This window comes from Crocinitomix catalasitica ATCC 23190 (assembly GCF_000621625.1).
Classification (GTDB): domain Bacteria; phylum Bacteroidota; class Bacteroidia; order Flavobacteriales_D; family Crocinitomicaceae; genus Crocinitomix; species Crocinitomix catalasitica.
Genome location: NZ_JHXV01000029.1, coordinates 1 through 25,436 on the forward strand (window position 1 = coordinate 1; position 25,436 = coordinate 25,436).

Below are 25,436 nucleotides of genomic sequence, written 5' to 3' on the forward strand. Positions count from 1 at the left end.
TTCTTGCTCGTTAAGAGCATATTCTATTTTTTTAGGGGCACAAGAATTATCTTCAGGAGTTTCAGCTTTACGCCATTTAAATATGGTTTGACGAGAAACACCATAACGTAAGGCTAATTGCTCAATACTTAAGTTCAGATTATTTTTAATTTCTTGACGAATATGTATATTTGTCTTGGCATTGGAATGATAGATTTGTTGCATAATTATTTTTATTTGTCGTAAAACAAAAATAATCAACTATTTTATTTCCAGCCCTTTCAGCTTCGTTTCGGCTACGCCTTCACTTCGCTGAAAGGGCTTTATTGCTATCAACAATGTTGTGAAACTTTACAACTAACAACTATTATCTAATCACTACCAACTACTAAGCCTCAGTTACAGTAAAAGTATAACCTTCCATGATTTGATTCACCAATAATTTTTTACAAGCTTCATCAGCTTTAGCTTCCGCTTCTGCTTTCGAATTTGCTTCAATGAAAATACGGATGTGTTTACCAATTCTCACATTTGTGATTTCAGGTAATCCTAAATTAACCATTGATTGGCTAACAGCCTTTCCTTGTGGGTCTAACAAAGCCTCTAATGGCATTACATCAATTTCCGCTTTAAATTTCATTTGTTTTTGCTTTTACAAACTGGTTATTAATTATGGACAAAAGTAAGTATAAAATTATTATCAGAGGTATTGCCCAAAAGAATAAAGTTGCAAATAAAATTACAGCTATTCCTAAAAATGAAAATCTCAATTCATTCCCTTTCCATTTAAACGATTTGAACTTGAGTGCAAAGAGTGGAAGTTCGACGACCATTAGCACGGACATGATCACTGTTGCGCCAATTAAAAAAGCAGGACTTAATATTAATTTAGCAAATGTAATTTGCCACGAAACGAATAAAAAATCTCCCAAAGCCAAATCATTATAAGCTTGAATGATAAGTATTGGAAAAACGGCAAAAAACAAAGTCATGGCAGGTGTTGGAAGACCAATAAACGAGTCCGACTGTCTGGTGTCTAAATTAAATTTGGCTAATCTAAATAAGGCAAACACAGGGATAAGTAAAGCTAAAAAAGGAATCAATGAATAGTTTTGATTCACGTTTTCGAGTAATTGATTTTGCATTGACTCATTGTTCAATAAATTAAACTGAAACAAGGCATCATTTCTTATGCTGCCAAATTCAATTGCAGGATACGTTTCATTTAACAATACAAAAACAATAATTCCTGGCGCAACGCCAAAAGTCACCATGTCTGCTAAAGAATCTAATTGTTTTCCTAGTTCGCTAGGGACTTTTAATAGTCGAGCCATGAATCCATCCAAAAAATCAAAAAGGGCAGATACAAAAATGCAATAAGGCGCTAAATGAATTTTGCCCGTTAACGTAAATATTATGGCTAAAATTCCTCCGACTAAATTGCCTGCGGTGAATAAATTTGGGACCAATCTTTTTAATGCTTGCATGGTACAAAAATGAGGAATTATTTCCATTCTAATCTTTTACAATTATTTTTTTCGCGATTAATTAAACCAAAAGCAGCTTTTGCCCGTATATGATGTATATGAATACAATTTTTTCAAAATAGATGAGTTTATATGGCAATTCTTATAATTTACTATCTTTATGGCATCATTTGACATGAAAAAATTAGCTACACTCTCATTATTCGTTTTACTTTCATTCTTGGCAACCGCTCAAGAAACTACCTTGACTCCAAAATATTCTAACGAATTTTTAGCGATTGGTGTAGGTGCCAATGCGCTGGGGATGTCTAATGCTGTTGTCGCTGGCGTTGATGATGTGACTGCTGGATATTGGAATCCTGCAGGATTAACCGAAGTTGAAGATTTTTTACAAATTGGCGCAATGCATGCTGAGTATTTCGCTGGAATAGCAAAGTACGATTACATCGGTATCGCAAAACCTATCGATGAGCAAAGTGCTGCTGGATTTACATTCATCCGTTTTGGTGTAGATGATATTCCTAATACAACACAATTAATTGATAAAGATGGGAATGTGAACTACGATAATATTACGTCCTTCTCGGCTGGAGATTATGCATTTCTATTCTCTTATGCCCGAAAGTCTAAAATTGAAGGATTAAGTTTAGGTGGTAATTTTAAAGTTATTTATCGTCACGTAGGTGATTTTGCCAAAGCATGGGGATTCGGTTTAGATGCAGGTATAAAATATAAATTAGGTGATAAATGGAAATTCGGCGCTTTAGTTCGAGACGTTTCTACCACTTTTAATGCCTGGTCTTATTCGTTAGACGACCAAATGATTGAGACTTTTGAAATAACAGGGAATGTCATTCCTACCAATGGATTAGAAATTACTTTACCAAAAATAATTTTAGGCGCGCAATTTAAAACCAACGTCTACAAAGAATTTTATGTGAAATCGGAAATTAATTTCGACTTAAATACGGACGGAAGAAGAAATGTTTTGTTCAGAACTGATCCGATAAGTATTGATCCACATATGGGATTAGAATTAGGTTATGGTAAATGGGTAGCATTAAGATTTGGAGTTTTGAATTTCCAATGGATCAAAAATCCTGACCTATCAGAATCCTTGACCGTACAACCGAATATTGGTATTGGTGTTGGATTTAAAGGAATTAGTATTGATTACGCATTTACAGATATAGGTGACAAATCCGTTGCATTATATTCGCATATTTTTTCACTTCGTTTTAAACTAAATGACCCTAAGCAATCGGAAGAATAATATTGTTATAAATTTATTTTTTGTCTTTTCTTTTTTAGGATTGACAGGCAACAGTTTTGCTCAATATGGTAATGAGTGGATTGAATATGATCAACGTTATTACGCTTTCAAAATTGCTCACGATGGGGTTTATAAAGTCGATTATACTCTGCTAACTTCCGCTGGAATTCCAGTTGAAACAATCAATACTGCTAATTTTCAATTGATTGGATTTGATAAAGAACAACCGCTGTGGATTGAAGATGGTGGTGACGGTTCTATCGATCCAGGAGATTATATGCTGTTCTATGCACAAAAGAATACCTCTTGGCTAGACTCTATGTTGTACGATAGTCCTGATGACGTATCAAATAAGTATTATCCTCATTATAATGATACAATCAACTATTTTTTATCTTGGAATTCAGAATTAGATAATAAGCGATTTTCGAATGAAACGGATGTTGATTTTTTAGCATATACACCACGAGATTATTTTTTTAGAACGACCTTTAAAGAAGGGCATAATATGTATGCCGAAGGACATAAAGTTTCAGGAATGTCTCGTGCCAATTATATGCCTGCAGAAGGATGGTATGGCGGTCGAATTTTTATGGCTAACCCGGTGAATTACCAAGATGACCTTTTATCGACATCAAATGCTTTTACAGGAGGAGGTGCCCCGGTAGCAACAGGTGTAGCCGTATCTGGAGGTGGTTCGAATGCTGCTTTTGATGGTGCAGGCAATCATCATTTACGTTTGCAATATGGTCCGTCAAACATTACATTATTTGATACCATTTATTATGGGTTTCAAAAAAATAAATTAGAGTTTACAATTCCAGCAACAAGTTTAGGTGCATCAACAACCAAAATCAGGCATCAATTGGTAAACGATTTAGGTGTTGCTTCAGATTATCAGGCTGTCGCATTTACTGAAATAACTTATGCCCATACAGGTAATTTAGAGAGTCAATCATATTATGAAATGTCAATTCCTCACAATACTTTAGCTGCAAAATCGAGGTATGATTTCACAAATTTTTCAGGTACTAATCCTCTTGCGTTTACATTAGATGGCAAAGTAAGGAAAATTCCAGTTGTAATTTCTGGAGGAACTTACCAAGTATTAATTCCTAATCTTGAATCAGGAGCGAATCAAAAGTTTGTAATTGTTGATGAAACAGCTATACGAACACCAATAGATTTTAGGCCAGTAAACGGGACTAGTTATTTTACAAATTATGTTACGGCGAATTTTGAGGATGCCTATTTAATGGTGAGTAATCGTCTAATTTGGGCGGGAGCTAACGAGTATAAAGCATATAGAGAAACTGTCGCTGGTGGTGGTCACAATGTTTTATTGGTTGATGTTGATGAGCTTTATCTTCAATTCGGCGGTGGTGTCCAAAAGCATGTAATGGGGATTCGACGTTTTGCTCACTTTGCATATAATCATGCTACAACAAAACCTTCAAATTTATTTTTAATAGGTAAAGGTATCCGAGAAGCGAATGAGAATATTGGAGGTGCTGGAATAGGTTCTCGTCAAAATGCAGGTTCCTATGCTACTTCTTTGGTGCCGTCATTCGGTTACCCATCAAGTGATGTGCTTATTACTGCTAGGTTAGAGGATAATAGATGGGCGCCATTGTTGGCTACTGGCCGTATTGCAGCAAAATCAAGTGCTGAAGTGATTGATTATCTGAATAAGGTGAAAGATTTCGAACTGGCACAAGATCCTAATGGTTTTTATAGCAAAGAGGAAAAATTATGGCAAAAAGAGATTTTACATTTTGGTGGAGGTTCTAACGAATATGAACAGAATACCTTTAAGTTCTATTTGGAACGATATGAGGGGTATTTAGAAAGCCCTGAATTTGGGGGCAATGTAACATCATATTATAAATCAGTTTCTGATCCTGTTGATCCAGTAACATTATTTGAAGTGACAGATAAAATTAACGATGGGGTGTCATTTATGACTTTCTTCGGTCATGCTTCGGCGGATGGTTTCGATCAAAATATTGATGATCCCGAAAATTGGGACAATAAAGGGAAATATCCTATAGTTGTTGGAAATGCATGTCTAACTGGTGGTATTTTTGATCCTTATTCATATAGTGCATCAGAAAAATATTTGATCATTCCGGAAAAAGGGGCAGTAGCTTTTATTGCAAACGTAAAACAAGCCTTTTCAAATTCATTGAATACTTATTCTGACGAATTTTTTAAACTTGTTGGCAATACAAATTATGGAGGGTCGCTTGGTGAGCAAGTGAAGAAAACGATTGAGAATATACAATACGACGAAATGTCGTTTGGTTTACAAAATGTATGTAATCAAATGGTTTTACATGGCGATCCGGCGATAAAAAATAATGCACATGATAAACCTGAATTTGAAATTGACAATACAAGCCTATTTGTAAACCCGTCAGTTATTGATTTAACAGTAGATTCAATTGAAGTGAACGTTGTTCTTTATAACCTTGGACGGGCAAGTGTTGATACATTCTTTGTCGATATTAAAAGAACATTTCCAAATGGCGGAGGTGATTCAATTTATAAAAAAATGGTATATGGATTGAATTATATTGATACAGTTATTTTTACCATTCCGCTTTATAATAATGTAGGAGTAGGAATTAATACTTTTACGGCATCTGTTGATATTCCAAGCAGCGTTGAAGAACAATTTGATGAATTCAATAATAATGTATTCAGTAAACAGGTTCTTTTCGACGTTGATGGTATTTTTCCTGCATGGCCATATAATTATGCCGTTTTACCTTATGATACAATAACTGTGAAAGGCTCAACAGTCAATCCATTTGCCGGTTTGGCAACATATCGATTCGAATTAGATACCACCGATTTGTTTAATAGTCCATATAAAAAATATAAAACAATTTCTTCGCTTGGTGGAGTGATTGAAGTTAAATATGACGAATGGTTGAATGCAACAACAAATAGTCTCGAATCGCTTAATTTGGAAGATAGTACTGTTTGTTTTTGGCGAGTTGCTGTAGAGGATGAAACAGGGGATTATTTCTGGATAGAGAATTCTTTTCAATATATTGAAAATAAGTCAGGTTGGGGACAGGATCATTTTTTTCAATTTAAGAATAGTGATTATCAATTTATCGATTATGTGAGAGATGATCGTTTAAGAGAGTTTGGTCCTGCCTTTAAGACAGTTGAATGTACAGTTTATGGTAATGCAAACAATATATATGAGGCAGAATTAACGAGTTATATTATAGATAATAACGCGTCAGATGGCTATCATGCGAATAATTATTGTACAACTAATCCTCAGTTTTTGGTTGTTGTAATAGATCCGCTTGTCTTTAAAGCGTGGGGAACGAGGTTTGATAGGGGGGGGGCAATTCCAATGGAAAATCCAGATTACGATTTTGGAAATGCAAATGATAATGGAGGATGCCGTTGGCGTGTTGAGTGGAATTTTAGCTTTTATCAAAACAATCCTGAACAATTAGTCGCATTTGAGAATATGATACGTAACGAAATTCCAGATGATTATTATTATCTGATTTACACTACTAGGTTCGCGAATTATTCTGAATGGGATATTTTACATCCTGAATTGTATGATATGTTCACTGAAATAGGCGCTGATAGTATTTATGCGGGAAGAGATGAAGTACCATTTATTGTTTTTGGAAAGGCAGGGGATCCAGATTTTACCAAAGAAGTTTATGGTCAAAACATCGATGATATTATTAGTCTAAAAGATACATTATGGGGTAATGATTTTTACGGTGAAGAAAGTTCAACATTAATCGGTCCTGCAAAAAAATGGGATATCTTGTATTGGCAACAACATCCTCGAGAGGAAATGACCAATGATTCGTCAAGATTAAAGGTATATGGACGTGATTATTTTGGTACACAAACTTTATTGATTGATACTGTGTTGACACTTTTAGACTCTATACCTAATTTAGATCTAATCGTAGACGCTGATTTATATCCTTTTCTTCAATTGCGGGCACAACATTGGGATACAATAGGTTTTTCCCCTGCTCAAATTGATCGTTGGCACATTTTGTACGAACCAGTTCCAGAAGCTGCATTAAATGGATCAGGCGGCATAGTTTGGTTGCCAAATCAAGACACTTTGATTGAAGGACAAAAATTATCTGTATCATTTGATATTGATAATATTAGTGACTATCCTATGGATTCTCTACTGGTAAATTATTGGTTAGAAGATGCACAGCGTAATATTATTCCAATCAATTATCCTAGACAAGATTCTTTAAGAATTGGAGAAACCATTGGAGATACTTTAATAATTAATACTGTAGGAATTGCAGGATATAATTCCCTATGGGTTGAAGTGAATCCTTATAATGGAATTGGTGGAACGGATCAACCAGAGCAATATCATTTTAACAACCTTGGTCAAATACCTTTTCATGTATCTAGTGATGAAGAAAATCCTATTCTAGACGTTACTTTTGATGGCTTACATGTTTTAAACGGTGATATTGTCAGTCCTAAAACGCAAGTCGTTATCACATTAAAAGATGAGAATGAATATCTGATTATGAATGAAGAAGCTGATACAGCCAATTTTGGTATTTATTTAACGGATCCACAAGGACTTCAAAAAAGATTGAGCTTTAGAAATAGTTTGGGTGAGCAAATTTTAGAGTGGTTTCCTGCTGATGCATCAAATAAAAAATTTAAGATAATTTATAATGCAGATTTAAACGAATCAGGAGAGTATCGCTTATTGGTTCAAGGGGTAGATAAATCGAATAATATATCAGGTGATTTTGAATATGATATCACTTTTGAGGTTGATTTGCATTCGTCGATAACTCAATTAATGAACTATCCGAATCCTTTCAGTACGCAAACACAATTTGTATTTACACTTACTGGAGCAGTCATTCCAGACGAATTCACAATTCAAATTATGACGGTTACGGGTAAAGTTGTTCGTGAAATTACAATAGACGAATTGGGACCTATTAATATTGGAAGGAATATTACAGAATTCAGATGGAACGGAACAGATGAGTTTGGCGATATTTTAGCAAATGGAGTCTACCTCTACCATGTAATTACCAAAATCGATAATGAGGACATTGATCACCGCGATAGTGGCGCTGATGAATACTTTAAGAAGGATTTCGGGAAGATGTATATTATTAGATAAAAGACAAAGGATAAAAGCCTCTTAAATAGGGTACATTACATAGTCTATACTTGAGAGTCCGTAATTCTTTAAGATTAGGTGCTAATTCATTATTATCGGATTTATAAAAAAATAGGTTTGATTGATTTGGGGTAAGAATGCTTGTTACTACGAAGTAAATGGCACTGTTAACTGCCAATAATCCTTAAACCTATCCACTAACCACTAACCACTATCCACTATCCACTAACCACTAACCACTACTCCACAATCTCAAACATCGTCTTTGCTCTATCTCGGCTATAACGATTAAAATGCCACCATTCAGTTTCAATATTCCAAAAACCTCCAGCTTTCATAACCTCACGCAATAATTCGCGGTTCGCGATATGCTCTTTAGATAGCAGACCTGAATCTAGATAGGCTTTTTCATGCCTTGGATAAGCTATTTTTCTGATATCATCATAACCCGCACCCATGTCAAGAATATTGCCCTCAGCATCAGCAATAGTCAAATCGACTGCAGCGCCGTAATTATGCAAGGAGCCATTCTTTGGATTTGAAACAAACTTCGTTTTTTCGTGGATAGGCATCTCCAAAACATCCCACATATATTGTTGTACACTTCTTGGTCGAACGCCATCGTAGACCAACAAGGTTAAAGTCGAATCTATCGACTTAAGATACAGTTGTGATTTGCCAAGGTCTTCGGCTACGGTAGGTTGTAAATAAATTCTATTCAAATGCCCATAAACATCACGATGCATGAAATTGTTGGTGTCTGAATACCTGACATCAATTAAAATATCAGGACTAATTGATTGAATATCTACAAGGCCTGCATCAATTATTTTTTGCTCTAATGTGTCAATAATATATGCTGCGACTTGAGGAACTTCAACTTCTTCAAAGATTGTATCTTGAAGAATAATTGGTTGTTCTACAACTTCTTCAGTAATTTGATTATCGGTAACACAAGCATTTAAAATGAATACCGAGAATAAACTATTAGCAATATATCTTGCTGTCATATCGAATTAATTCAAGTGCCAAATTAAACCAAATTTTAAATATAATCGGGGTACCAAGAAAAAAGGCAATGGCATATTGGGATCGCCAATAAAATCATACATCACTAAAATTTGAGCATAAGTATCATTCGTGAAATAATTAGCGTATCCAATTCCTCCTAAAAGAGCAGGGGTGTTCGTTCTATCGCGAACAAAAGTGCTATAATCTTCGCCATTGTATAAATCAATTTCGGCTTGAATAATTAATTGTGGAATTGGCATGAAACGCGTGAAAATTCCGCCTCCATATGTATGGTATCTATAGTTTGCATAACTATTAAATTGATACATGGCTGATATACCAGTTGAAAATTTCTCTGTAATATCATAACCAACAATAGGGGCTAAAAATACATAAGAACCATAAGATCCAAAAGACAAGCCTGCTTCACCTCCAACAAATATTTTTTCTTTTATTTTGAATGGATTTAACCTTGATTCTTTTTCGGTTGAATCCTTTGATATTTTATCAATATCATACTGTGCTGATGCGTGCCAGCTAAATAAACTAAATAAAAAAACTACTAAATACTTCATGAAATTATTGATATTAAGGTTTCTGAATCTATATCGTGTTTACCACTAAATTTAATTAGCTCAAAATTCAAGCCAATCTCTTTCAGTTTATTCTTTTGCAAAAGCGCTTGTTCATCTGTGATGTAAATATCATCGTCTCCATACACAAAATAATTCTGATTGCTTTTAAATTTAGCATGCTGATGATCTTCCAAATCTGGCGGAAAGACAGCTGCCCAAAGTATAAAGGTATCAAATTTAATTGCAGTATTTGCTAACCATCTAGATGCTGTTGCTCCTCCTTGCGAAAAACCAATAAGAATATATTGATCGAATGTATATTTTCGATTAATATCATCACCAAGCGCATTTAAATAGGTGATATAATGTCTGATATCAACAAGTCGATCCTCTTTCGTCATCCACGAAGCACCAACTCTTCCGCTACTTGCTTTTAAGTAAAAACGATGAGGTGCTTCAGGGCAAATAATAAAATATTTGTCGGGATTTAGTGTATAGAACTTACGAATAAAATAAGTGGCCAATTGTCCATAACCATGCAATGCAATAATTAATGTGTCTGCTTTTTCAGGATTACCAAAGGTCGTATAACGTCCTTCTGTTTGATAATTGATTTGTTCAATTTTATGTTCCACTTAAAAAGTTTTTTACTGCTATTAACGTATCATTTTCAAATTCCTTATGTGGTGCATGTCCACAATTAGGAATAATTAAGGTTTTTGTTTCTACGGGGATATTAGCATTAATTAATTCAACTTGTTTTAGCGAGCCGTAAATATCGTCTTCACCTTGAATAATCAATGTTTTTGCTTTAATATTGGGTAATAAGTCAACAATATTCCAGTCTTTAAATTCTTTTGACAACCAGATATCATTCCATGCATTAAATACTTCTTTAAATCGTTTGCCATGGTATTTTTCTAAACCATCGAAATAACCTTTTTCAAAATCTAATTGCGCTGCTTTTACGCCATCAATTGTAATTTGTTCAACCAAAACATGCGCTGCTTCAGATACAATCTTAAATATTTTATCAGGATATAATGCGGCGTATATTAGTGCAATACTAGCGCCGTCAGAATGTCCATACAAGATTATTTTTCGGCTCGTCCCGATATGATTCGAAATAACGGCAGATAATTCGTCCGCAGCTTCATGTAAATATGCCGCTGTACGATCCTTTAAGTTACCTGGTGATTGGCCATATCCCACGCGATCATAAATATAACCGTACGCATTTATAGCTGCACAAACTGTCGTTGGAAAGTCTCTCCATTGACTGATAGAGCCTAAACCTTGGTGTAAAAAAATCACAATTGTATCAGCATTTTCATTGCCAATAAATTTATGATTTAACATGATGTAACGAGAATTTAGTCTTTTAGACGCTCAGAATACTCTCCAGAACGTGTATCAACTTTTATTTTATCACCGATATTGATAAAAAGTGGTACTTTAATTTCAGCTCCTGTATCAATTGTTGCTGGCTTTAAAGTATTTGTTGCTGTATCACCTTTAATACCAGGTTCAGTATAAGTTACTTCAGAGTCAATATAGTTTGGTAATTCAACTGTAAGTGGAATTTCTTCTTCAGCATGAAAAACAATCGTACAAATGATTCCTTCTTTTAAATATTGAGGTGTTTCTATCATTGTTTTTTGGATAAATACTTGCTCGTAATTCTCTGTATTCATAAAGTGGAAGCCATCACCTTCAGGGTATAGATATTGGTAGCTTCGTGTTTCAATTCGAACTACTTCAATTTTGTGACCTGCAGAAAAGGTGTTATCAACAACTTTGCCTGTTTCTACTTCTCTTAGTTTAGTTCGAACAAAAGCAGGACCTTTACCTGGCTTAACATGTTGGAATTCTATAACAGTAACTAATTTACCGTTATAATTCATACATAATCCATTTTTTATATCTGATGTAGTTGCCATAACTATTTTTGTTTTTATAAAGGGCCTTTAATGATGCCTTTTTTTGAGTCTTTAATAAATTCTAGTACTAATTTTTTTTCGTCACTATCTGGAATTTCACTTTCAATAGAGCTAACGCCGCTTGAAATAGAATTATTCAAAATATATAGATTGCGATAGATATCTTCAATCATTTTTAATTTTTCATTACTGATCCTTCTTCTTCTTAAGCCAATTGCATTAATACCTGCATAAGCTAAAGGTTCACGCGCAGCACGGATAAATGGCGGAACATTTTTTCTGACACTTGTCATTCCTGCGACAAAAGCATGCGTACCGATTCTAACGAATTGTTGAACACCACACATACCTTCAATAATCGCCCAATCTTCAATTGTAACGTGTCCAGAGATGCCGGAACTGTTGGCGATGATAACGTTGTTACCAATCAAACAATCGTGTCCGATATGTACATAACACATCAAAAGGCAATTGTCGCCGATAACGGTTTTCTTTCTGTCATTCGTTCCTCTGTGAATTGTCACACATTCTCGAATGATTGTACCGTCACCGATTTCCGTGGTCGTATATTCACCGCCGTATTTTAAATCTTGAGGTTCGGCTGAAATCACTGCACCGGGAAAAATTTTACAATTCTTTCCAATTCGTGCTCCCGAATAAATGGTAACATTCGCACCTATTTCAGTTCCATCGCCAATGATAACATCATCATAAATGGTTGTGAAGGATTGAATGCTTACATTCTTACCGATTGTTGCTCCTGGATTTATATTTGCTAAATGACTTATCATTCTGTTTTGTCTTTTACAACTTGTGCTAACATTTCTGCTTCCATTACTAATTTACCGTTAACATAAGCTTTTCCGCCCATATTTACCAATCCTCTTCTGATAGGAGAAAGTAAACTAAGATCAAAGACAACTGTATCACCTGGTCGAACCATTGCTTTAAATTTCACATTGTCGATCTTCATAAAATAAGTTGAATATAAATGAGGATCTTCAACTTTGTCTAAAGCAAATATTCCACCTACTTGCGCCATTGCTTCAATTTGCAATACACCTGGGAATATTGGGTTATTAGGGAAATGACCTGTAAATTGAGGCTCATTCATTGTTATGTTTTTCACACCTACAATTCCAGTCTCAGTGATTTCCATTACCTTGTCAACCAATAAGAAAGGGTAGCGATGAGGTAACATTTTTTCTATTGCTACAATATCGTAAAGCGGCTCTTTAGTTAAGTCAAAAAACTTACCTCTGCTCGCTTGATTTTTTGCAAATTCTTTTAATATTTTAGCAAACCTTACATTACCGTTATGTCCTGGTCTAGCAGCTAAGATATGTCCTTTAATCGGACGTCCTAATAATGCTAAGTCACCAACAATATCTAATAATTTATGTCTTGCTGGTTCGTTTTCAAAATGCATTTTGGTATGATTTAACGTACCAATTCCATTGAATGAAACCTTAAGTTTTTCTTTGCCTAATAATTTAGCCAATCTGTCTAATTCTTCTTGTTGAATGTTTTCTCTTTCAACTAAAACAATCGCATTATCCAAATCACCACCTTTAATCAAGTCGTTCATTGCTAAATATTCTAACTCACGTAAGAATACAAATGTTCTACATTTTGCAATTTCTTTTTCGAACTCACTCAATTTATAAATAGTGGCATGTTGTGTTCCTAATACTGGTGAATTATAATCAACCATTACCGTTAAACGATAATTATTATCAGGTACAGCTAAAAACTCGATACCTTTTTCAGCATCTTCCCATTTAATATTTTCGTCAAGAATCAAATAATTTTTAGGTTCATCTTGCTCAACTGTTCCTACTTTTTTAATCGCCTCAACAAATGCAAAAGAACTCCCATCCATAATTGGAATTTCGGGTGCGTCTAGTTGGATTAGTGCGTTATCAACCTCCATGGCGTATAGGGCAGCCAATAAATGTTCGGTTGTATAAACTTTAGCACCTTTTTCTTCTAATGTTGTTCCTCTAGCTGTAGAGACTACATTGTCAGGGTCAGCTGTAATTATCGGCTTAGATTCTATATCAATACGTTGAAATTTGTATCCGTGTTTAGCTGGCGCTGGGCAAATAGTAACATTTACTTTTTCACCTGTGTGTAAGCCAATTCCGCTTAATTTGATTTCTGATTTGAGGGTTTTCTGATTATCAGCCATTCGTCTTCTGGTTAGATTCTTTTATTTCCTTTAATTCATTTTCTAAATCTCTTAAGCGATTTAAAATTTGTGGGAGTCTTCTGAACCCCATATATGATTTTTTATAGTCTTCAGCATCATAGGCTGGCGAGCCTAGTAATGTTGTTCCTTTTTTCTTAATTGTTTTTGGTACGCCTGATTGTGCTCCAATAAGCACACCATCTGCTAGATCGATATGACCAACAATACCAACTTGTCCGCCGACCATCATGTTTTTACCCAATTTAGCTGAGCCTGCAACACCTGCTTGTGCAGCCATTACAGTATTGTCACCAATCACAACATTGTGACCGATTTGAACTAAGTTGTCTAATTTAACACCTTTTTTAATAATAGTAGAACCTAATGTAGCGCGATCAATACAAGTATTTGCACCAATTTCTACATGGTCTTCTAGAATTACATTTCCAATTTGAGGTACTTTTTGATAATTGTTTTCAGCATTCGGCGTAAATCCAAATCCGTCGGCTCCAATTACCGTTCCTGAATGAATGGTGCAATGTTTACCAACAACACAATCTCTATAGATATTAACACCCGCAAACACCTTCGTTCCTTCACCAATCTTGACATTATCACCTATAAAAGTGTTGGGATAAATATGTGCGTTGTCTTCAATTACAGCGCCATCTGAGATATAAGCAAAAGCACCTATGTAGACATTCTCTCCAATGGTGGCATTAGGTGAAATATGTGACATCTTTTCAACCTCAGGCTGTTTAGCCATTGCTTGATCGTACATACCCAATAATTTAGCGAAACAACCATAAGCATCTTCAACTTTAATTAAAGTGATATGATCTGCCAATTCCTTTTCAGCAACAAAAGTATTGTTGACAATAATTATGGAAGCTTGAGTAGTATATACGTACGGTTCGTATTTAGGATTCGCTAAAAAAGAAAGCGTTCCTGATTTTCCTTCTTCAATTTTAGAAAGTCCGTTTACCGTAGCTGAAGGATTACCTACAATCTCTCCTTCTAATAATTGCGCGATTTGTGTTGCTGAGAATTCCATTTGGTCAAAATTAATAATTAAAATTGGGGGTGTTCATTCAATAACACGAAGTTTTCAACAATAGGTTAGCAAAAAGGTTAAAAAATAATCAATCTACATTAGCGTGACACAAATAATATTTCTCAACAGGCTTTGATAGCGCCATAATATTTAAATTATCTGAGGCTTGAGCAATGTCAAGAATAATACCTGATTTATTAAGAATATTGATTTGTTGTTGCGTCTCATCATAAGCGTTATTGGTTAATTTTTCACTTGTGATAAAATAATCAACCTCATTTTCGGCCAAGCCAAATTTATTTATAATTCTTAATTGTAATTCCTTGATTTCAATACTTGAAAATGGATCTTTAGCAATTTTTGTTTTAAATAATTGTCTTGATGAGATCGATTTACATAGAATCGATAAAACTTTGTCTTCTGACGACTGCCAAACTTTAATTGAAGTACTAATATCGCTATCGTCAATCAATGCAAAATGCATTAACATTTCTCTATTGTTTCTAAATTCTTCTAATTGAACATCGTTCTTTAAGAAGACCTTTAAACTTGGACTGGCGAATAAATCGTGCCCATTTTTATAAAGGTATTTGGCACGTCTTAATATACTGATCAACATTAATTCTGATGAAACCACCGTTTTATGCATATAAACTTGCCAATACATAATTCGACGGGCACCAATAAAATTTTCAATTGAATAGATGCCTTTTGCTTCAATCACCAATTGATTATTAGCGACATTGAGCATCGTAATGATTCTGTCACTTCCTACAACTCCTTCAGAAACTCCTGTAAAATAACTGTCTCGTTGTAAATAATCCAAACGGTCCATGTCTAACTGACTTGAAACTAATTGGTGTAAGAATTTTTTAGGATGTTCATCTTTAAAAATTTGCAAAGCTAAATCTAAACGGTTGTCAAATTCCTCATTGAGTCTTTCCATGAATAGGATAGAGATATCCTCGTGGTGTACAGATTTCAATAAAGAATGTTCGAGTGTATGGGAAAATGGCCCATGACCAATATCGTGTAAGAGTATGGCGATGGTAACACCCAATTGCTCTTCTGCAGTGATTTCAACATCTTTAGAGCGCAAAACGGCGATGGCCTGTGTCATTAAATGCATCGCACCTAAAGCATGATGAAATCGGGTATGATTGGCACCTGGGTATACCAAATGTGATAAGCCCAATTGCTTAATTCTCCTCAACCGCTGAAAGTAAGGATGTTCGATCAAATCAAAAATTAATTCGTCCGGAATTGTAATAAAACCGTGTACCGGGTCGTTTATGATTTTTCTTTTGTTATGAGTATTCCTATGCAAATTCAAATGATTAATTTAACACATCAAAACTAATTAAAAATACAAAGATGGAAGCAAGAATTTTATGGGCGGATGACGAAATAGATCTACTCAAACCACATATTTTATTTTTAGAACAAAAAGGATACGAGATTGACACCGTTAATAATGGGTCTGAGGCAGTTGATATGGCTGCATCTAAGCATTATGATATAATATTTTTAGATGAGAATATGCCAGGTCTTAATGGCTTGGAAACTTTGGCACAAATTAAAGCAAATAATCAAAGTGTGCCGGTTATAATGATCACAAAAAGTGAAGAAGAGTATATTATGGAGGAAGCCATTGGTGGTCAAATCTCCGATTATTTGATTAAACCGGTAAATCCTAACCAGATTTTATTGTCTTTAAAGAAAAATTTAGATACTAAAGATTTGGTAAGCCAAAAGAATACGCACGATTATCAGGTCGAATTTAGACAAATTGGAATGCGTTTAAACGATCGACTGGACGTACATGAATGGTCGGATATTTACCGTAAGCTGGTGCAATGGGAAATCAAATTAGAAGCTTCATCTGACGAGGGTATGAAAGAGATTTTTACCATGCAGAAAAAAGAAGCCAATACGCAATTCTGTCGTTTCATTGACAATAACTATACCGATTGGATTCAAGGAAGTATGGATGGTCCTTTAATGTCGCACGAATTATTAAAAGCGAGAGTTTTTGATGCGGTGAAAAAGGAACCTGTTTATCTAATTGTTATTGATAATTTACGTTACGATCAGTGGGTGGTTTTACAACCGTTGGTAAGTGAGTTTTTTAATATCGAACAGGAAGAGATTTTTTATTCAATTCTGCCAACAGCAACGCAGTATGCAAGGAATGCAATTTTTGCTGGATTAATGCCGCTTGAAATCGAGAAGAAATATCCGCAGTTCTGGAAGAATGAAAGTGATGAAGGCGGTAAGAATATGTTTGAAGAAGACTTATTACGCGCGAATTTGAAACGTAATAATATCAATGTTAAAATGTCGTATAACAAGGTTGTTAAGTTAGATTTTGCTAAGCGTTTAGTTGATAAGTTTAACGAATTAGACAAGAATGATTTAAATGTAATTGTCTATAATTTTGTGGATATGTTGTCGCACGCTCGAACGGAGATGGAAGTGATTAAAGAGTTGGCAGATGATGAAGCAGCATACCGTTCGTTAACCAAGACGTGGTTTAACCATTCACCTTTGAAGGAAATCTTCAAAAAAATTGCAGAAAAAGGAATTAAAACATTTTTGACAACCGATCACGGAACTATTCGTGTAGAAAATGCCGTTAAGATTGTAGGTGACAAACATACCAATACGAATTTGAGGTATAAAGTCGGGAAGAATTTGAGCTTTAATGAAAAAGAAGTTTTTGTAGCTGAAAAGCCTTCAGATATTAAGTTGCCGCAAGAGAATGTGAGTTCGACTTTTGTATTTGCTAAGGATGCTGATTTCTTTGCTTACCCGAATAATTTCAATTATTATGTGAATTATTACAAGGATACTTTTCAGCATGGCGGTGTTTCGTTGGAGGAGGTCTTGATTCCTTTCGTGACGTTGAAGGCGAAGTAGCTGATCTGAAGATCAGCGAGTTTTTAGGTGATGATTTTTGGCATTTGGATTTAAAAGGAACGCGAAAAGTGCCGATTTCTATCAGTACGCGCACCAGCGTTTTTTGGTTTTCAAATTATAAATTAGATCAAACTACTAAGGGTTTAAATAAAAACCTTTTAGCTAAAGCAATTTTTTCAGTTAGAAAATACGCTCCACAGCAGAATCCTTTCTGCTGTGTTTGTGCTGGTTATTTGTTGTGTTATTGTTTGGGTTATTAATTAAGTAAAAAGGTTATTTTTTTTAGTTTAGAATTAAAAAGGAACGCGAAAGGATTCGCGCACCCAATGTCATTAAGTTAAGAGTTTAAATATTTGATTGTTAGTAATTTACACTTTTTTAAACGTATTTAATTTCGTATATTTACTTAGTAATCAAATAGTTAATATCATGAAAAAAAACTTCAGAATTTATTTTCAATTCTATCAAATGTGAGATTAATAATCCAGAACTTTCACTTCATTTTAAAGTATCAAAAACTGACTTTACGAGGAAGCGAAAACAAATTTTTTCCTCTACCTTGCTCTTTATGATGAATTTTTTAAGAAAAAGTCTTTCTTTAGAGATTGAAAATTTTGTGAAGCATGTAAGAAACTTTACTGGAAAATTGACCCTTACTAGCTACACCAAAAGTGCATTTATTCAAAGCAGAAATAAGATTAAGCCAGAAGTTTTTATTCACCTAAACAAAACACTTATCAATGAATTCTACACTGATAATGATTTATCAATTAAAATATGGAAAGGATTTAGATTATTAGCTGTAGATGGATCTAGGTTGACATTGCCAAATACCAATGAACTTTTAAATGAATTTGGGCAAACAAAGAACCAAAGCAACACTGGGGTTGTTCAAGCAAGAGTATCTGTTTTATATGATGTGTTAAATAAATTTGTTTTAGAAGGGATACTATCACCACTTTCGATAGGTGAGGTCGTGTCTGCTATTCAACACCTTGAACACACTAAAGAAAAGGACTTAGTAATTTATGATCGAGGTTATCCCTCATTTAGGTTGATATATGAGCATTGTCAGCGTAATGTTGATTTTGTGATTCGAGCGAAAAAAGACTTTAACAATGAAGTTATTGCGTTTTATAAGAGTGGCGAACAAAGTAGAATAATTCAAATAAAACCTGGTAAAAACACCAAAGTATCTGACAAACCATATAGTCAAAGTTCATTTGAAACAGTTAGATTAGTGAGAGTAAAATTACCTAATAGTGAAGACGAAATACTCATTACATCACTTTTAGATTTGAAAAAATATTCGTCTGATATCTTTAAAAAATTATACTTTCAAAGATGGGGTGTGGAACTGTTTTATGACGAGCTAAAAACTAAACTTAAAGCAGAGCATTTTTCTGGATATTCCAAGAGTAGCATCCTACAAGATTTCTATGCCGCTTTATTTGTATCAAATATTCAAAGTCTAATAGTTGGAGAAATAAACGATGAACTGAAAAAAAAATCAATTACAAAATATGAATATAAAGTCAATAACAATCTATCATATGGATTCTTGAAAGACAGAATTGTTAATTTATTTTTCTCTGGTACGGATACTCAAAATTATCTTAAAAGAATTGTTCAGAAAACATCCCATCCCGATAAGAACAAATAGAAGCTCCACTAGAGCTAAAGATAAGTATCGAAATAGACAAAAACCAAAAGTTCCTAAAAACATGAAAGATTCATTGTGATTTTGCTTAACTTAATGACTTTGTTCGCGCACCAGCGAGGGGATTAGTTGTACTGGCGCAGCAGCAGAGCTAACTTCGCAGTGGGCTACATTTATAAATTGGTTAAAGCTACTAAGGGTTTAAATAAATAAATTTTCAACTAAAGCAATTTTTTCAGTTAGAAAATCCGCTCCACAGCAGAATCTTTTCTGATGTGGTTTTGATGGTTGAGTGGGGTGTTGTTGTTTTGGGGCTTTTGAATTTACGTGAAAATTTTGAAGGCGTAGGCCCTCTAATTAAATGCGGGATGTAATTTTTTTACTTATGAAACCTAATTGCTTTTTTCTTATTAAAGATAAAACTAAAATATGTGGGCACAACGCTGGAAATTTTTCACTAACTAATGAAGGATAACCAAAAAAAACATTTTTTTTATCTTCAACCTCAATATGCCAATGTAAATTAGGGACTAATAATTTAATTGTTGATCCGATATATGAAGTAATTTGATCATAAATTAGTCCACCTTTCTCAGAACTTAAAAAATCTTCTGTAAAATTCTCGATTAGATGTTTCTCAATATTGTTCAATGACTCCAAACTTCTGTCTAAATTAAAATCTAATTCTTTTTGTAATTCAAGAACTTTATCAGGAATTGATGTAATCCACCACTCAAAGTCTTCCTTAATTTTTAGCTTTTCATCTATTGTCATTAATCAATTAGTTTTATTGTAATATTAGCATCTACTAAGGCAATATCTAATGGACGACTTGGTTGACATCCTTTGAAAACCCATTCTATAATCCAACCATCTTCAACTAAAAGTTTGTCTAATAACACTTCATTTCTTATATCAGTCGTATTATATACCTTTCCTGTTGAATATTCCTTAATTTCAATCCCTTTTTCAGAAATAACGTCAGCAATATCTAATCGTCTAGTTTTACCTCCAATGCTTATTGTTACTTCACGTTCGCCCCACCCTAATGCACTGTGATAATCATTTACTCCTTGATGTGACTTTAAAGTTCGAGTCATATTTAGATCATATAAATTACTCCATCTTGTAAATTCCCATGCATCTTCTCCTTTTTCTAACTTATATTGTTCCCATCGTTGCGCTTTATGAGTAGGAGTATTTGACTTTAGTTCAAACGGAGGATCATTTTTAATTAGATCAAAGTAATCTTCTAACTCTTTTCTACTAACAAGAGAAAGATTTTTCATCCAATCAGGATCGCCTCTTATTACCCCAACCCGCACTGAACCGTCGTCCAATTCTACAATTGCTAATTTACCATTTTTTATTTCAACATCGTCGGTTGTTTTATAAAAAATTGCGTCGTATTCAACAATAATTTGATCGGGGGTATAGTCTGTTGTGATGCGATCAGGATTTAACAACAGGGTGCCATAATCATCATCCAAAATTGTTGCAATCTCTGTACCAGAACTAACTTCGATAATTTTATTATTACTACCGAATGCTTGAAATTCTAATTTTGCGAGATTACCATATTTAATGTCTGTAGTAAATTTTTTTAATGAGGCGCTAAGATCACGAATAAGATTACCCGCTTTTTTGAATTTAGTTAGCCATTTTGCTTTGGTGATTGGAACTAAAATTGACATTATGGTTACTGTGTAACGTCCAAGCATTTCACTTTCTTGGTAAGGATTGAGTCCTTCGAAGTCGTTTTGGACCATTGTTGCAATGGAGTTAAAGTCGATATTAGATATGGCTTCAACTATGCCCTCAAAAACTTCAGGGTTACAAATAGCTTCAGCCATTAATGGAATTAATTTAGTAACCTCTGTTAGCTCATTTAATAAACCGTTATAAATACCGCATAGAAATGCAAAGTTTTTAAGAGACTGGTCATCTCCGATAAAAAAGGAGGACATATCTATAAAAGAGAATAAATCATAAAACCCTGAATAGTATGCGTCTCCCAATAATGGATTGTAATACTTTTCATGAATTTGAGTAGCTTTTTCTAGCGCATTAAGAGATGCTGCCAATTCCTCACCATATTCTGCAAGATCTATACAAAATAACTGAGAAAAGACAGCGGCGGATTCTACAAGTCCTAAGATTGCTGCATCACTGCCGTATTTTGCATAGAGTTGTTCGTGGTACTCTCCGATATCAATTGGTTCTGCGAGTCCAAGATTTTCAAGGTCTAAAATTCCTTTATAAAGAATACTATTCAGTTTTTTGGATGCATCTCTACGAATCAAATCGTTTAAACTATATTCGTAAGGAACAACGACTCCTTGAGATTTATACAAATAGCTATCGATAGAATTCGTATTGTAGGTTGATTTATCAATGCCTTCCCAAAGATTTTTTACACTGAATATAACCTCTGCATTTCTTGTAGAAGACATCAAATCCGAACCAAATATTTCTTCGAATTGAGCAACAGTAGTCACTTCTTTTTTAATTAAGAAAAGGGAGAGTAGGTTGGATTTAATTTCGAGATGATGAATCGATTTATAGACAGAATTCCCTACACCATCAGGTTCGTCTGCGAAGAAGGCAAATGTTTCGCTGGCGTCTATTTTTGTGTTTAAATATTGCGTCAATAACGTCAGATTTTCTAAGTCATCAGGATACTCATCGGCAAGATCGACAAATATTCGTTCGGCGGGACCAGCAATATCATACTGGTCATAATCAATACAAACGCCGGTGCAATTTTCGTATTCGATGTCAACTTCTCTGTTTAAACGCCCGTCAATTGAATTGGCATATGCCCAATGTGGATAACTATTATAAGTACTTGCACTTACACGATCATCCACTGTCCAGAATTGATCGCAATAACAATCGGAAGGAGTGCCAAATTGATTTTTTGGTGCTTTAGTGTAAATTGGGGTTGTACTACTTATGGAGGAAAAATCGTCAAAACGAATTTCAACCATTTTATTATGCTTTTCGTCAGAATTTTCGGGATAACTATTTAAAGTATCCATCTGTTCAGAAGTATAATAACCCGAATAATATAGAGATCCGTCGAGTGCTTTACCAAAGAATGGTTCGTACTCTATCCCATCCTTTTTAAATTTATAGACTTTGCCATGTATATCGAAAATGGAAGAATCAATGCCGTTGATGATTAACGTAGTTTTGTCTAATAGTGGAACTGCGTGACCCGCAGGAATGGCAACATATGTTTCTTGTTTCTGATAAAAGGTGAGCAATTCTGAAATATCCTCATAAGCCCCATCCTCATCATCATCCAAAATAGAAAAAACAGGACTAAAACTTTGAATCTCGTCCCATTGCGCATGGGTTAAATGAACTCCTTCTCCATAATCCATTAAATTGTTGGTGGTGCCTTGTGGGACTTCGTCGAAGGTGTGACGAAGACCAAATGCGCCGTGGCCCAATTCGTGGGCGTAGGTGCGGGCGGATTCTCCCTCGGCGATGAATCCAACTGCTTTGCCGCGCACCATATAACCTTTGGAATCGTCGTTAAAACTTGGAACAACAAAAATATAATAGGTGCGATTGGCTTGAGTGGAATCTTCGAAATAGGCGTCTCTTAAGACCCGCATTTCATTCGAATAACGACTCATCAATTCTCCTTCGGGTGCGTCTAAACCGTTGTCGTTGAGGTCAAATTCATAGTCGTAATTAGAGGCGATATCTACCTCGAATGCGCGATTGGTTTGACGGAAAATAGTATTGATTTGGCTTTGTATATCGACTGGCGGAGTGGCACCGTTAACTGGAACTATTTTTAATTTTCGAACATAGGATGCATAAATAGGAAGGTAAGCTTTACCAATTTTGGCGCCTTCAGAATCGAATGCATAAAGGTCTTTTGTAACTACATATTCGCCTAATTCAACGCGGTAGGCAGTGTCGTTAATTTGATGACTGGTCAACGCTTCTCCAAGGGAAGTTTCAAAATAAGGTGCCTCAATCGGATCGATAGATCGAATCTTGGCAATGATTTCATCACTATTTCTCGATCCCATTGCTTTATATGGTGGTCTGTAAATACTAGAATCCCGCAGCGTAATGAAGGGATAATTATCAGACCAATTGGCATAAGTGAATTCATCAAATCCATAGGTTTGATCTTCACTGGGCTCGAATATTATTTGATAATTGGCTGTAGCATCAAGTACATCATTGTCATGAGTACCGCCCATAACACGCGTATATGTGCCATCGCGGTTTAATGTATAGACATAGCCAGCTTCGTCATACACGGTGATCGGACCATCAAATTCGAATTCGAAAGTGCGTTCTTCGTCGCCAAAATAAAGAGTGAATGTACTGTCTTCATCATTGAATTCTACACGATCGACAATACCTTCAATATAGAATTCAGTTTCTTCAGGCAGCCAATCGTCCATTCCTTCTGAAATGATATCAACTCTTCCTGCACGCATCACCATGTCCTCATCGATTAGGATTCTATCGAATGTCGCATTCATACTCACTAGCATAAATGGAATTTCAATTCGACCAGCACCGGAAAATTCTCCTGGAATTCCTGTTTCCTCTGCAAAAATCACCCGCATTTCGAATTGTCCTAAGGCCACTATATTTCCTGGTATTAAACTTTTAAGTGGAACAATACTTGCTGCTCGACCAGGTAAAGCAGTCGTTCCACATGTATAATTCGGATTCGCTTGGGTGGTGAAAACAGAAGTGTTACTCCAAGGTGTTGAAGCTTCTCCCGCCATACCTTTAACGCGACATTCATATTCTGTTAGAGGCTCAAGACTATTGATTTTATATTGACCTGTTTCAATAGAATAGGGGAACCATTCGTAAGCTGGATTCCCTGTTTTTCGGACTTCTAAATGATAGGATGTAAATAAATCGCTAGCATTCCACCAAGCCAAACCTTGTCGAACACCAGTACCATTCGATTCAATTTCCATGGTATAATCTCCAATTATGGATCCCGCAATACTGCCATAAGTGAATGTGCATACGGCTGTATAACCATTGTTTCTATACAATTCCCTTCCCGAAGGATCACGGGCTTTAACGCGCCAAACATAGGTCATACCGACTTGTAAAGGCGGTTGCATGATGCCATAATTAATGAATGTAAAATTGGTTGACTCTGTATAAATTGGTAAACTCGAATTCACGACAAGGTTTGGATCACTGCCATCTGGTCGAATTTCAAACAATTCGAATAGATAAGTAGTCTCCCCAGCGAAAGGAGAAGCCATATGCAATGGTGTCCAAGAAAACAATACGCCTTGAGGATCTGTCGCATTAATTTCCGTTCCACAAAAAGGTAAGTTTAATAATGGCGGTTCGTATAAACTGAACCAAGTTTGTGCACAAGTCGAATTTGCTAGAAGAGCTTGATCAACACCTGAGAAGTTCACGATTTCTACACATATTGTTGCTGGACCTTCGGGTAAAATTTTATTCCGTTCGTAAGCACCAATGTCGAATCCTGTGATGGCTAGATTACTGGTATGCAAATAGGGTGCTAATAATGCGCCACTGATTTCTACAGGAATTCCAGGTGTTAAAGTAAAGCTTGGTAGACTGACTAAATCAGTATTCTGCATGGTATAACCGCTACCTTCAATTTTAAATCGCAGTTTAACTTGGTAACTAGGAACAGAGAAGTCTGTCAAAGTCAGTAAGACTTTCATTTGATTACTGAAAGGATCTGCATAATCAGGTAAATAAGAAGAGTAGGGTGGTGAGACCTGCAAAAATGCTTGCACAGGATAAGTCTGACTCTTTCCCGCTAAGGAAAAAAGTAGACTACATAAAAACACAATATGTAAAAGTCGTTTATACATTTACAAAATGCGCAATCAATAAAACTTGCTTAAAGTTAGGCTTGACTTAAATTGTCAGTTTTCAATATGGCTTGAAGGAATAGTCTATCGGCAATTTTTTACTTGATCACATTAATTTTGGGTTAATACTTGAGATCAATATAGAAAAAAAAAGTAAACAATCTACCTTGTGGGTTAATTATTAGTTGATTAAGTTGTGGGGTGGCGTTATAATGAATTGCGATGAAGTTTTGTGTATAGTGGCAAAAGTGGTGCAATAAATAATAAACAGGTGCATATTGAAGGATTCAATTATGTATCTTTGATTGAAAAT

Annotated in this window: 18 protein-coding genes; 4 read left to right on the forward strand and 14 right to left on the reverse strand. The window is 35.0% G+C overall.

What is annotated here, in order from left to right:
* The 3 genes from T367_RS22670 to T367_RS0115280 all read right to left on the reverse strand — a co-directional run.
* Window positions 1–204 (reverse strand): helix-turn-helix domain-containing protein (locus T367_RS22670; RefSeq protein ID WP_027419591.1); only part of this gene is annotated, 204 nt, incomplete at its 3' end.
* Window positions 205–367: 163 nt separating this feature from the next.
* Window positions 368–619 (reverse strand): phosphoribosylformylglycinamidine synthase subunit PurS, encoded by a 252-nt coding sequence (purS, locus tag T367_RS0115275; RefSeq protein ID WP_027420626.1) that lies wholly within the window; start codon window positions 617–619, stop codon window positions 368–370.
* The gene (locus tag T367_RS0115280) at window positions 609–1,493 is read right to left on the reverse strand and encodes a CDP-alcohol phosphatidyltransferase family protein (RefSeq protein ID WP_084274449.1); all 885 of its coding nucleotides are present in this window, start codon (window positions 1,491–1,493) and stop codon (window positions 609–611) included. Before T367_RS0115280 ends, purS begins: the two co-directional genes overlap by 11 nt.
* 148 nt (window positions 1,494–1,641) lie before the next feature.
* Here T367_RS0115280 and T367_RS0115285 point away from each other — a divergent pair, with 148 nt between their 5' ends.
* Window positions 1,642–2,739, forward strand: coding sequence for a putative type IX sorting system protein PorV2 (locus tag T367_RS0115285; RefSeq protein ID WP_027420628.1), 1,098 nt, complete (start codon window positions 1,642–1,644; stop codon window positions 2,737–2,739).
* Window positions 2,714–7,912: a putative type IX secretion system sortase PorU2 gene (gene porU2, locus T367_RS0115290; protein ID WP_027420629.1), complete on the forward strand. Its 5,199-nt coding sequence runs from the start codon at window positions 2,714–2,716 to the stop codon at window positions 7,910–7,912. The genes T367_RS0115285 and porU2 overlap by 26 nt, the downstream gene beginning before the upstream one ends.
* A 239-nt stretch (window positions 7,913–8,151) precedes the next feature.
* Here the strand turns inward: porU2 and T367_RS0115295 are convergent, their stop codons facing one another.
* The 9 genes from T367_RS0115295 to T367_RS0115335 form a co-directional block, all read right to left on the reverse strand.
* Window positions 8,152–8,922 carry a M15 family metallopeptidase gene (locus tag T367_RS0115295; protein ID WP_027420630.1) on the reverse strand — a complete coding sequence of 257 codons (771 nt, stop codon included), beginning with the start codon at window positions 8,920–8,922 and terminating at the stop codon, window positions 8,152–8,154.
* A gap of 6 nt (window positions 8,923–8,928) precedes the next feature.
* Window positions 8,929–9,498, reverse strand: coding sequence for a hypothetical protein (locus tag T367_RS0115300; RefSeq protein WP_027420631.1), 570 nt, complete (start codon window positions 9,496–9,498; stop codon window positions 8,929–8,931).
* Window positions 9,495–10,133 (reverse strand): alpha/beta hydrolase, encoded by a 639-nt coding sequence (locus tag T367_RS0115305; RefSeq protein ID WP_027420632.1) that lies wholly within the window; start codon window positions 10,131–10,133, stop codon window positions 9,495–9,497. Before T367_RS0115305 ends, T367_RS0115300 begins: the two co-directional genes overlap by 4 nt.
* The gene (locus tag T367_RS0115310; RefSeq protein ID WP_035845226.1) at window positions 10,123–10,857 is read right to left on the reverse strand and encodes an alpha/beta fold hydrolase; all 735 of its coding nucleotides are present in this window, start codon (window positions 10,855–10,857) and stop codon (window positions 10,123–10,125) included. The genes T367_RS0115305 and T367_RS0115310 overlap by 11 nt, the downstream gene beginning before the upstream one ends.
* A gap of 14 nt (window positions 10,858–10,871) precedes the next feature.
* Window positions 10,872–11,438 (reverse strand): elongation factor P, encoded by a 567-nt coding sequence (efp, locus tag T367_RS0115315; RefSeq protein ID WP_027420634.1) that lies wholly within the window; start codon window positions 11,436–11,438, stop codon window positions 10,872–10,874.
* 14 nt (window positions 11,439–11,452) lie between these two features.
* The gene (gene lpxA / locus T367_RS0115320) at window positions 11,453–12,229 is read right to left on the reverse strand and encodes an acyl-ACP--UDP-N-acetylglucosamine O-acyltransferase (RefSeq protein ID WP_027420635.1); all 777 of its coding nucleotides are present in this window, start codon (window positions 12,227–12,229) and stop codon (window positions 11,453–11,455) included.
* Window positions 12,226–13,629: a bifunctional UDP-3-O-[3-hydroxymyristoyl] N-acetylglucosamine deacetylase/3-hydroxyacyl-ACP dehydratase gene (locus T367_RS0115325; RefSeq protein ID WP_027420636.1), complete on the reverse strand. Its 1,404-nt coding sequence runs from the start codon at window positions 13,627–13,629 to the stop codon at window positions 12,226–12,228. The genes lpxA and T367_RS0115325 overlap by 4 nt, the downstream gene beginning before the upstream one ends.
* Window positions 13,622–14,683: a UDP-3-O-(3-hydroxymyristoyl)glucosamine N-acyltransferase gene (lpxD, locus tag T367_RS0115330; protein WP_027420637.1), complete on the reverse strand. Its 1,062-nt coding sequence runs from the start codon at window positions 14,681–14,683 to the stop codon at window positions 13,622–13,624. The genes T367_RS0115325 and lpxD overlap by 8 nt, the downstream gene beginning before the upstream one ends.
* Window positions 14,684–14,771: 88 nt before the next feature.
* Window positions 14,772–16,010 carry an HD domain-containing protein gene (locus T367_RS0115335; RefSeq protein ID WP_027420638.1) on the reverse strand — a complete coding sequence of 413 codons (1,239 nt, stop codon included), beginning with the start codon at window positions 16,008–16,010 and terminating at the stop codon, window positions 14,772–14,774.
* Between the two features lie 47 nt (window positions 16,011–16,057).
* Between T367_RS0115335 and porX the strand changes: the two genes are divergently transcribed.
* Together porX and T367_RS0115345 are read left to right on the forward strand one after the other, a co-directional pair.
* Window positions 16,058–17,602, forward strand: a complete 1,545-nt coding sequence (porX, locus tag T367_RS0115340; RefSeq protein ID WP_027420639.1) for a T9SS response regulator signal transducer PorX — start codon at window positions 16,058–16,060, stop codon at window positions 17,600–17,602.
* A 475-nt stretch (window positions 17,603–18,077) separates the two neighbouring features.
* Window positions 18,078–19,265 carry an IS4 family transposase gene (locus tag T367_RS0115345; RefSeq protein ID WP_262485463.1) on the forward strand — a complete coding sequence of 396 codons (1,188 nt, stop codon included), beginning with the start codon at window positions 18,078–18,080 and terminating at the stop codon, window positions 19,263–19,265.
* A gap of 354 nt (window positions 19,266–19,619) precedes the next feature.
* On the opposite strand, the gene T367_RS0115350 is transcribed toward T367_RS0115345, so the two are convergent.
* Together T367_RS0115350 and T367_RS0115355 are read right to left on the reverse strand one after the other, a co-directional pair.
* Window positions 19,620–20,036 carry a hypothetical protein gene (locus T367_RS0115350; protein WP_027420641.1) on the reverse strand — a complete coding sequence of 139 codons (417 nt, stop codon included), beginning with the start codon at window positions 20,034–20,036 and terminating at the stop codon, window positions 19,620–19,622.
* Window positions 20,036–25,123: a fibronectin type III domain-containing protein gene (locus T367_RS0115355; RefSeq protein WP_027420642.1), complete on the reverse strand. Its 5,088-nt coding sequence runs from the start codon at window positions 25,121–25,123 to the stop codon at window positions 20,036–20,038. Before T367_RS0115355 ends, T367_RS0115350 begins: the two co-directional genes overlap by 1 nt.
* Window positions 25,124–25,436: the final 313 nt, after the last annotated feature.